The 10,465-nt window shown below is 60.5% G+C and carries 7 protein-coding genes; 3 read left to right on the top strand and 4 right to left on the bottom strand.

Annotated elements, in window-relative coordinates; all coding sequences use genetic code 11:
* Positions 1 to 37: 37 nt before the first annotated feature.
* Positions 38 to 802, bottom strand: coding sequence for a GntR family transcriptional regulator (locus F8N49_RS20430; RefSeq protein ID WP_007918375.1), 765 nt, complete (start codon positions 800 to 802; stop codon positions 38 to 40).
* A gap of 354 nt (positions 803 to 1,156) precedes the next feature.
* Here F8N49_RS20430 and F8N49_RS20425 point away from each other — a divergent pair, with 354 nt between their 5' ends.
* Positions 1,157 to 2,347 carry a benzoate/H(+) symporter BenE family transporter gene (locus F8N49_RS20425; RefSeq protein ID WP_073473984.1) on the top strand — a complete coding sequence of 397 codons (1,191 nt, stop codon included), beginning with the start codon at positions 1,157 to 1,159 and terminating at the stop codon, positions 2,345 to 2,347.
* Positions 2,348 to 2,590: 243 nt separating this feature from the next.
* Here F8N49_RS20425 and F8N49_RS20420 read toward each other — a convergent pair whose 3' ends face one another.
* The gene (locus tag F8N49_RS20420; protein ID WP_016773843.1) at positions 2,591 to 2,935 is read right to left on the bottom strand and encodes a YggL family protein; all 345 of its coding nucleotides are present in this window, start codon (positions 2,933 to 2,935) and stop codon (positions 2,591 to 2,593) included.
* 234 nt (positions 2,936 to 3,169) lie between these two features.
* On the opposite strand from F8N49_RS20420, the gene dacB reads away from it, so the two are divergent.
* Positions 3,170 to 4,630, top strand: coding sequence for a D-alanyl-D-alanine carboxypeptidase/D-alanyl-D-alanine-endopeptidase (gene dacB, locus F8N49_RS20415; RefSeq protein WP_076566917.1), 1,461 nt, complete (start codon positions 3,170 to 3,172; stop codon positions 4,628 to 4,630).
* Positions 4,631 to 4,775: 145 nt separating this feature from the next.
* Here the strand turns inward: dacB and F8N49_RS20410 are convergent, their stop codons facing one another.
* Together F8N49_RS20410 and rlmKL are read right to left on the bottom strand one after the other, a co-directional pair.
* Complete coding sequence (locus F8N49_RS20410; protein WP_024012312.1) at positions 4,776 to 7,160, bottom strand: diguanylate cyclase; 2,385 nt, start codon at positions 7,158 to 7,160, stop codon at positions 4,776 to 4,778.
* Positions 7,161 to 7,304: 144 nt separating this feature from the next.
* Positions 7,305 to 9,575: a bifunctional 23S rRNA (guanine(2069)-N(7))-methyltransferase RlmK/23S rRNA (guanine(2445)-N(2))-methyltransferase RlmL gene (gene rlmKL / locus F8N49_RS20405; RefSeq protein ID WP_024012311.1), complete on the bottom strand. Its 2,271-nt coding sequence runs from the start codon at positions 9,573 to 9,575 to the stop codon at positions 7,305 to 7,307.
* Between the two features lie 530 nt (positions 9,576 to 10,105).
* Here rlmKL and rmf point away from each other — a divergent pair.
* Positions 10,106 to 10,321: a ribosome modulation factor gene (gene rmf / locus F8N49_RS20400; RefSeq protein ID WP_003223300.1), complete on the top strand. Its 216-nt coding sequence runs from the start codon at positions 10,106 to 10,108 to the stop codon at positions 10,319 to 10,321.
* The last annotated feature ends 144 nt before the right edge of the window (positions 10,322 to 10,465 follow it).

Below are 10,465 nucleotides of genomic sequence, written 5' to 3'. Positions count from 1 at the left end.
GCTGGCTTACCAGCGATTGGGGCGACTCGGTTTCAGATCAGAGCTTGGCCGCTGGACGCCCCGGCTTCTTGGTCTGCAACAAATGCGAGAACACCGCATGCAGATCATCCGACGCGCCTTCCTCGTCGAGGTTGAGCTTGCTGTCGATGTGATCCATGTGATGCATCATCAGGTTCACCGCCAGTTCACCGTCGCGCTTTTCGATGGCGTCGATCAACTGGGTGTGTTCGTCGTACGAACAATGCGAGCGGTTGCCGCTTTCGTACTGGGCGATGATCAATGAAGTCTGCGACACCAGGCTGCGCTGGAAGCTGATCAACGGTGCGTTCATTGCCGCTTCCGCCAGTTTCAGGTGGAATTCGCCCGACAGACGAATACCGGCACCGCGATCGCCACGGGAGAAGCTGTCGCGCTCGTCGTTGACCATCTGCCGCAGTTCGGCGATCTGCTCGGCCGTGGCATGTTGCACCGCCAGTTCAGTGATCGCCCGCTCGACCAGACGCCGAGCGAGAAACACCTGACGCGCCTCTTCAACGCTCGGGCTGGCGACCACGGCGCCACGGTTCGGCCGCAACAGCACCACGCCTTCATGGGCCAGACGCGACAGCGCGCGACGAATGATGGTGCGGCTGACCCCGAAGATTTCCCCCAGCGCTTCTTCGCTCAACTTGGTACCGGGCGCCAGGCGCTGTTCGAGGATGGCCTCGAAGATATGCGCGTAGACAATATCGTCCTGGGTTCCGCTGCGGCCGGCTTTGCCTGCTCGCGGTTGTTTCTTGAGGGGTTGCAACTGTTCGTTCATGGGCACTCGAGTCGGGAAAACTGCGGCGAATAGACCGTGACTGTAATACGGCACAGTAGGTCGCTGGCAAGTATCGCGTAAAAAACAGCGCGATTGTACACAATGAATGGTGGCAACACGACTGTACGGCTGTTTGCGCCTGCGGCTGTATTGCAACGCTGGGTTACGTTTGAGTTTAGGCTTGATCGCAGAATCCGCCTTCTACGCACAATCCCCTTATGTAGGAGCTGCCGAAGGCTGCGATCTCTTGATCTTGCTTCTTAAAATCAACGTCAAAAGATCGCAGCCTTCGGCAGCTCCTACAGGGGATGTGTTGTGGCGGACATCTCCATTGGTATAAGGAACACCGCCGTCATGACCGACGCCACCCACGCCCGCCTGCGCCCTCTGGCCGACACTTCGCCTTCCGCCATCGTCGCCGGTTTCATCGCGATGATGACCGGTTACACCAGTTCGCTGGTGCTGATGTTCCAGGCCGGGCAAGCGGCCGGGCTGACCAGCGGGCAGATTTCCTCGTGGATCTGGGCGATTTCGATCGGCATGGCTGTGTGTTCGATCGGCCTGTCGCTGCGCTATCGCACACCGATCACCATCGCCTGGTCGACCCCCGGCGCGGCGTTGCTGATCACCAGCCTGGGCGGCGTCAGTTACGGCGAGGCGATCGGCGCCTACATCACGTGCGCGGTACTGGTAACGATCTGCGGCCTGACCGGCAGCTTCGAACGGCTGGTAAAAAAGATCCCGGCCTCTCTGGCGGCGGCTCTGCTGGCAGGGATTCTGTTCAAGATCGGCAGCGAAATCTTCGTCGCCGCGCAACACCGTACCGGGCTGGTGCTGGGAATGTTCTTCACTTATCTGCTGGTCAAGCGCCTGTCACCACGCTATGCGGTGCTCGCGGCGCTGCTGATCGGCACTGCGCTGTCGGGCTTCATGGGGCTGCTGGATTTCAGCGGCTTTCACCTGGAGGTCGCCACCCCGGTCTGGACCACGCCGCACTTCTCTCTGGCCGCAACCATCAGCATCGGCATTCCGCTGTTCGTGGTGGCGATGACCTCGCAGAACATGCCCGGCATCGCCGTGCTCCGCGCCGATGGCTATAACGTCCCGGCCTCGCCACTGATCACCACCACCGGCATTGCCTCGCTGCTGTTGGCGCCGTTCGGCTCCCACGGCATCAACCTCGCGGCGATCAGCGCGGCGATCTGCACCGGCCCGCATGCCCATGAAGATCGCAACAAGCGCTACACCGCAGCGGTGTGGTGCGGGGTGTTCTACGGGATTGCCGGGGTCTTCGGCGCGACGTTGGCGGCATTGTTTGCGGCGTTGCCGAAAGAACTGGTGCTGTCGATTGCCGCGCTGGCGCTGTTCGGCTCGATCATCAATGGCTTGAGCATTGCCATGAGCGAGGTGAAGGAACGGGAAGCGGCGTTGATCACCTTTATGGTCACGGCGTCGGGGCTGACACTGTTTTCCATTGGTTCGGCGTTTTGGGGGATTGTGGCGGGGGTCTTGACGCTGGTGATTTTGAATTGGCGCAGAGCTTAAGTAAAAAGCCCCTCACCCTAACCCTCTCCCAAAGGGAGAGGGGACTGACCTAGGTGCTCGGAAGATATACGCCGACGAGGGATACCAAGTCGAACTCACATCCCGAAAAGCCCACAGATCGGCTCCCTCTCCCTCGGGAGAGGGCTGGGGTGAGGGGCGAGTCCACCATCAAATCCAAGCCGTATCACCTAAACACCAGGCGAAAAAAAAACGGCGACCCTCAGGTCGCCGTTTTTTTCAGTATCACTTAGCCGCGTTGATCGGCTTTTCCGGATACCACACGTCCAGCAGCGGGCTGACTTCGTACTTGGTCAGCTCGGAGCGGTTTTTCAGCCAGGCTTCAACGGCAGCGCGCTGCTCTTCGTTGACCGAGCCACGCTTCTGCAGGCACACCAGACCGAAGTCGTCGCCGCCAACATAACCCAGACCGTTGGCTTCCATGGCTTCTTTGATGAATGCTTCGAGGAAAGCGTCAATGGCTTCTTCGGACAAGTCTTCTTTGAAGTCCAGGTTCAGTTCGAAACCCAGCTCTTGAAATTCATCAACGCACAGTTTTTTGCGCAGACGCTGGGAACGGTTAGTCGCCATTGGAACAATCCTCTTAAGTAATAACGGCCGGCACTTTACCAGTTTAAGCCGGCGATTGCCCGACTCTCTGGTCGCTGCGGCCGACCGCCTGTAAAAAAATAAGCGATTGGCCGGTCGCGACACGGCACAAGCTGTTACAGCTTGGGGCATAATGCCGACACTTTCATGACCACTGAGGGCCTTTTCATCCATGTCCTCGTCTTTTTCCCCCTCTTTTGCAGGGTTTTATTGCATATGATCAAATCGTTGCGTCCACTGTTTCTCGCCGGCCTTCTTTTGCCTCTGGCCCTGCCTGTCTCCGCTGCCACTATCAACACTTCCCTCACCCCGAACGTCGAAAAAGCCCTCAAGGCCAGCAAGTTGCAGCCCACTGCGCTGTCGCTGGTGATGGTGCCGCTCGACGGTCCGGGCACGCCGACCGTGTTCAATGCCGACGTCTCGGTCAATCCGGCCTCGACGATGAAACTGGTCACCACTTACGCGGCGCTGGAAATGCTCGGCCCCAACCATCAGTGGAAAACCGAGTTCTACACCGATGGCACCCTGAGCGGCGGCATTCTCAACGGCAACCTTTACCTCAAGGGTGGCGGTGACCCGAAGCTGAACATGGAAAAACTCTGGCTGCTGATGCGCGACCTGCGCGCCAACGGCGTGACCCAGATCACCGGCGATCTGATCCTCGACCGCAACTTCTTCGTGCAGCCGCAATTGCCGGAATTCAACGATGACGGCAACGACGACAACAAGCCGTTCCTGGTCAAACCCGATTCCCTGCTGGTCAACCTCAAGGCCCTGCGCTTTGTTGCGCGCAATGACGGTGGCCGCGTACTGATTTCGGTTGAGCCGCCGATTGCCAGCATTCGTATCGAAAACACCGTCAAGGCGCTGCCGTCCAAGCAATGCACCGGCGGCGTGCGCTATAACCCGGTGCCGCAGGCCGATGGCAGCGTGACCGTAACCGTCGGCGGCCAGTTGGGCGAAGGCTGCAGTTCGCAGACCTACCTGTCGTTGCTCGACCACGCGACCTACACCGCCGGCGCCGTGCGGGCGATCTGGAAGGAGCTGGGTGGCAGCATCCAGGGCAAGGATCGTCTGGCACCGACGCCGAGCGGCGCCAAACTGCTCGCCCGCGCGTACTCGCCGGATCTGGCCGAGATCATCCGCGACATCAACAAATACAGTAACAACACCATGGCCCAGCAGCTGTTCCTCAGTCTTGGCCAGCGTTTCCGCAACGATGCCGATGGTGACGACGCCCGGGCTGCGCAACGCGTGGTGCGGCAGTGGCTGGCGAAGAAAGGCATCACCGCGCCGCATCTGGTGATGGAGAACGGCTCCGGTCTGTCGCGGGCCGAGCGGGTCAGCGCGCGTGAGATGGCCAACATGCTGCAGGCCGCCTGGCATAGCCCGTACGCCGCCGAGTACATCAGCTCGCTGCCGATTGCCGGCACCGACGGCACCATGCGCAAACGTCTGAAAACCACGGCGATGCGCGGCGAAGCCCACGTCAAGACCGGTACCCTGAACACCGTGCGCGCGATTGCCGGTTTCAGCCGTGATGTGAATGGCAATACCTGGGCGGTGGTAGCGATCCTCAACGACAAGGCCCCGTTCGGCGCCTCGTCGGTGCTCGATCAGGTGCTGCTGGATCTGTACAAACAGCCGAAACTGCCGCAGACCGCTTCGGTGCTGTAACCCAATCCAAGCCACACCACAAAACCCTGTGGGAGCTGGCTTGCCAGCGATAGCGGACTGTCAGTCACCGAATATGCTGACTGGAATAACCCTATCGCTGGCAAGCCAGCTCCCACAGGTTTGTGGTGTATCGAGCATCAGCGGCTCAGCTCATCTCCCGCTCAACCCGATCCCGGCCATTCTGCTTCGCCGCGTAGACCCCTGAGTCAGCGCGCAGCAACAGCGCATCTGCGCCCTCCCCCGGGCGCCAGCTGGCGATGCCGAAACTGGCGGTGACCAAGCCGACCACGTCTACCGGCGCGCTACGCAAACCTTCCCACAACTCCATCGCCAGCATGTAGGCGTGTTCGCCGTCGATGTCCGGGCACAGCACCATGAACTCTTCACCGCCCAAACGGCAGAACACGTCGGTGCGGCGCAGGCGATGGCCGATCCGCTCGCAGACTGCCTGCAGCACGCGGTCGCCGACGGCGTGGCCGAACTGATCGTTGATGCGTTTGAAGTGGTCGATGTCGAGCATGATCACCGACAACTCACCGCCGCCACGCTCGACCCGGGCCATTTCGGTGGTCAGGCGTTCCTGGAAATAGCGGCGGTTGTGAATGCCGGTCAGCGAGTCGGTGATCGACAACGCGCGCAATTCTTCTTCCACGCGCTTGAGATCGGAGATATCCGAGATATAACCGTGCCACAGCACTCCGCCGCCCGGCAGCTCTTCCGGTGTCGCCTCGCCGCGGACCCAGCGCAGACCGCGCTCGGGCAGTTGCACGCGGTACTCCTCGCGCCAGGGGCTGAGGTTTTCCGCCGATTCGCGGATCGAGCTGCGCACGCGAATCGCATCCTGCGGGTGGATACGACTGAAGATCGCCTCGGAGTCGAGCAGCAGCACATCCGGCTCCAGCTCGTAGATTTCGCGGATGCCATCGCTGGCGTAGATCACGCTGAAGCGTCCGTCGAATTCCATCTTGAATTGGTAGATGCCACCGGGAACATGGGCGCTGAGCTTCTTCAGCAACGTGTCGCGTGCTGCCAGCACCTCGTGCACGCGTTTGCGTTCGGTGATGTCGATGCAGATCGCCAGATGACCGACCCACAGGCCTTGCTCGTCAAGCACCGGGGTGGCGAGCATGTTCACCGGCAGGTGACTGCCATCGCTGCGCACCAGCGTCCACTCGCGCGCTTCATGGCCGCCGACTTCGCCGCCCTCGACCAGCATCGCGTGGCAAGTCGGAATACTTTTGCCGTAGCGCGCACTCAACTCGGCCGAACGCGCCGCCAGTTCCCGTGGCAAATGCAGGTTCTCCAAGGTCATGCGCCCGACCACTTCGGCGCTGCTGTAGCCGAGCATTTGCTCGGCGCCGGGATTGAAAGTGTTGATCACCCCGCGCAGGTCGGTGGCAATGATCGCGACCTGAGTGGCGGCATTCAGCACGCCGCGCAACTGACCGTGGGTGCCGCGCAGTTCCTGCTCGCGCTCGTGCAATTCCTGGGTGCGCACCTCGACCAGGCGCACCGCGCGCTGGCGCTGGCTGACCAGCACGTAAAGCAAGGCGCTGAGCAGTGCGCTGAGCAAGCCGCCCAGAATGATCACGCTGCCCACCGACGAATGGTTGGCTTGCATGAACGCTTCGCTCGGCAGGATATCGACCTGATAGTCGTGATCGGCCATGCGCAGCAAGCGCGTCGCTGCCAAATCGCCGGGCACCGCCTCGTTGCTCGATTCGAACAGCGCTTCGTGCTGATCCTGGGTCGACAGGTCGAGAATGCGCACCGACAGATAATCGTGCAGGGCATCGGGCAATCCGTCGGCGAGCAACTGGCGCATGCTGATCACCGCCATCACATAGCCGAACGGCTGCGACTCTCCAGCGCGACTGACCGGCGCCAGCAGCAGCACACCACGCGCATACGACGGCTCAATCCCGACCAGATGCATCGGTTGCGACACCGCCATGCTGCCGAGCTGGTCGGCGCGTTGCAGGGTTTCGCGGCGCAAGGGTTGGGCGAGCAAGTCGTAGCCCAGCGGTGGCGCCAGTCGGCTCTGGGTTTGCGTGTAGAGCACCGGCACGTATTCGTCGCGCGGCGGCGCCAGTTGCAATTCGCCTTTGGCGTCCAGTTCGCGAATGGTGAATTCGCTCAGGCCTTCATCACGTACCTGCTGTTCAAAGGCGGCCCGTTCGGCACCACTGACTCGCGGCGCGTAAGTGTAGGCTTGGGTGCGCAGCAATAACGGTCGAGAGTAACCATCGAATTCAGCGCGGGACACCGATTCGGAGTTGGCGAAGAACCGCCGCAGACTATCGAGACGTTGCTCCTGGTCCTGAAAACGTTCGGCGATGCGGCTGTAGCGTTCATTGGCCAGCAGTTGGAAACGCTGACGCGATTGTTGCTGAAACTGATTGAAAGTGCCCCATGCGAGCAGCCCGGTGAGAATCCCGCCGGCAAGCAACACCAGCAAAGCGACCAGCCAGGCTGAGACGTCTTCACTGATGAAACCGAGGATTTTCGGGCGCACGGGGTGCAACGGCATAAGCACGACTCACTCCGCCAGATTTGCGGGAAAACCCCATTGGCGGTGTGTGAGTTATAGCTATTAGCCACTAATTTAGCTAGCACCGCTGGATCCACCGAGCCGTTAAAAATCAACGCTCTGTGGATCCAACCAGTGAAAGCGTCAACGAGCCGTGATTTTCCAGGCGCGGTGGATCTTGGTATTGCGGGCGAAATCCGGATCAATGGTCTGCGCACTGATTTCCTCGACCGCATAACGCTCGGCGAGGTTTTCCTCCAACTGGAACTTGCGGAAGTTGTTGGAGAAATACAGCACGCCACCCGGTGCCAGCCGCGCCATCGCCAAGTCGATCAACTGCACCTGATCGCGCTGCACATCGAAGATGCCTTCCATGCGCTTGGAGTTGGAGAACGTCGGCGGGTCGATGAAGATCAGGTCGTACTCGTCGCGGCTGCTTTCCAGCCACGCCATCACATCGCCCTGCTCCAGACGGTTCTTGTCCGAGAAGCCGTTCAGCGACAGGTTGCGCCGCGCCCAGTCCAGATAGGTTTTCGACAGATCGACGCTGGTGGTGCTGCGCGCGCCGCCCTTGGCCGCGTGCACGCTGGCGGTCGCGGTGTAGCAGAACAGATTGAGGAAGCGTTTGCCGGCCGCTTCTTTCTGGATACGCATGCGCATCGGCCGGTGATCGAGGAACAGGCCGGTGTCGAGGTAGTCGGTGAGGTTGACCAGCAACTTCACGCCACCTTCATTGACCTCGACGAACTTTCCCTGCGCCGCCTGACGCTCGTACTGCTTGGTGCCGCTCTGCCGCTCGCGGCGCTTGACCACCACGCGGTTCTTGTCGACGTTCAACGCCTGCGGAATGGCCGCCAGCGCATCGAACATGCGCGCCGAGGCTTTTTCCGGGTCGATGGATTTCGGCGCGGCGTATTCCTGAACGTGCACCCAGTCGTGGTACAGGTCGATGGCCATCGCGTATTCCGGCATGTCGGCATCGTAAACGCGGTAGCAATCGATGCCTTCGCGCTTGACCCACTTGCCCATCGCCTTGAGATTTTTCTGCAAGCGATTGGCAAACATCTGCCCGCCTTCACTCAAGCGCGGCTGCTCGATCACTGGCGCCGGGGCTGGCGTCGGCTTGATCGGGTTGCCGTTCTTGTTGAACTTGCGCTCTTGCGGCTCGTCCGGGGTCTGATCGTAAGCCGCTTGCTCGCGCTCGGCCTGACGCTGTTCCGGAGTGCGACGTTCGCCAGTGACGAACTGATCGGGCAGAACCTTGATCAGCAGCAGTTTGCACGGCAGCGCGCCGTTCCAGAACGAATACTGCTTATGGCTGCGAATGCCCATGCGCTTGCCCAGATCCGGGGCGCCGGTGAACACCGCCGCTTCCCAGTTCAGGCAGGCCTGACGCAGACGCTCGCCGAGGTTCTGGTAGAGATACAGCAGGCTGGCTTCGTCACCGAGACGCTCGCCGTACGGCGGGTTGCAGATCACCAGGCCTTTCTGGTTCTGGTCCGGGCGCGGCTCGAAGGTCGCCACTTCGCCCTGGTAGATCTTGATCCACTCGCTGAGGCCGGCGCGTTCAACGTTGTTGCGGCCTGGCTGAATCAATCGTGGATCGGCTTCATAACCACGAATCCACAGCGGCGGTTTGGCCAGACCGGCGGCGGCACGCTCGACGGCTTCTTCATGGAGTTTTTTCCACAGTGCCGGCACGTGACCGAGCCACGCGGTAAAGCCCCACTGCTCGCGGCGCAGGTTCGGCGCCATGTCGGCGGCGATCATCCCGGCTTCGACGAGGAACGTACCGACACCGCACATCGGGTCAGCCAGTGCGCCACCTTCGGCGGCAATGCGCGGCCAGCCGGAACGGATGAGGATTGCCGCCGCGAGGTTTTCCTTCAGCGGCGCCGCGCCCTGCTGCAAGCGATAGCCGCGCTGGTGCAGGCTGTGGCCGGACAGGTCGAGGGACAGAATCGCTTCGCCGCGATCCAGACGCAGGTGAATGCGCAGGTCCGGGTTGAGTTTGTCGATGGATGGACGATCGCCTTGCGGCGTGCGCAGTTTGTCGACGATGGCGTCTTTGACTTTCAGCGCGCCGAAGTGGGTGTTGTCGATGCCCGAGCCGTGGCCGCTGAACTCGACGGCCAGGGTGCCGTCGCTGAGCATGTGATCCTGCCAGTCGATGTCGAGCACGCCGTGGTAGAGGTCTTCGGCATCCTTCATCGGGAAACGCTTGAGCACCAGCAACACACGGTTGGCCAGACGCGACCAGAGGCACAGGCGATAGGCGGTTTCCATGGTCGCCATGCCACGCACGGCGGAGGTGTGCTCGCGCGCTTCTTCAAGGCCAAGCCCGACGGCTTCCTCGATGAGCAGGCCTTCAAGGCCTTTGGGGCAAGTGAGGAAGAGTTCGAAACGATCGGACATGGTAATTCCAGAGCCTTTGGCTAGTGGGCCGGCAACGCATTGCCGACCCGGTTTTCAATCAGGCGCTTTTCTGAAAGAGCGCCCGCGTGGCACGAAGGTGTGCCGTTCCATCCCCGCTGCTCGGGTTAAAAGAGCTTAGATGCCGGGACAGATAAAAAAGTTGGTGCAACAAAAAGACTGAAAGCGACCCTTCGTCGAATATTACCCAAGCGCAAACGTGGGTCATTCTCACTAAAGGATTAACCCCCTGAGTCAGCGGGGCGCCGATCATACCGGGGTTTGCGCAATGAACGTTGAATAAATACGCGGTTACTTATCGCCATAGCATCCTTTACGTTACGTGCTTATGACAAAACGATCATTCCCTCTGTGTGACTCATTGGTTAGAACTGAGCACAGGTTGACGTCGCAACGGCGTCAACACCTTGGCTCGCCACGCCGGCAGCGAGCCGCACGATGGCAGGTTTTTTCTGCCAGACCTCAATTGAGGTCAACGCGACACTACAGTCAACAAGTGAGGGAAACACCCTATGAGAAGACTTAAGCGTGATCCGTTGGAAAGAGCATTTTTGCGCGGATATCAATATGGCGTTGGTGGCAAATCCCGTGAGCTTTGCCCATTTACTCTACCGTCGGTACGTCAAGCCTGGATCAACGGCTGGCGAGAAGGACGCGGCGACAACTGGGACGGTATGACCGGCACTGCGGGAATCCACAGACTCAACGAACTTCACGCCGTCGGCTGACACAGGGCATTTATTCCGACACGACAATCTGAATTTGCAATGAATTAACCACGCACGTCCTTCCCGGACGGCGGGCTACGGCCCAGGGGCTCCTTCGAGGAGCCCTGTTTAATGCCTGAAAAAAGGGTTAACCGGGATCCACGT

The organism is Pseudomonas sp. GXM4, from assembly GCF_008923895.1.
GTDB lineage: Bacteria > Pseudomonadota > Gammaproteobacteria > Pseudomonadales > Pseudomonadaceae > Aquipseudomonas > Aquipseudomonas atacamensis.
Note: the sequence above shows the minus strand (reverse complement) of the source record. Positions and strands in the feature narration are given on the sequence as shown.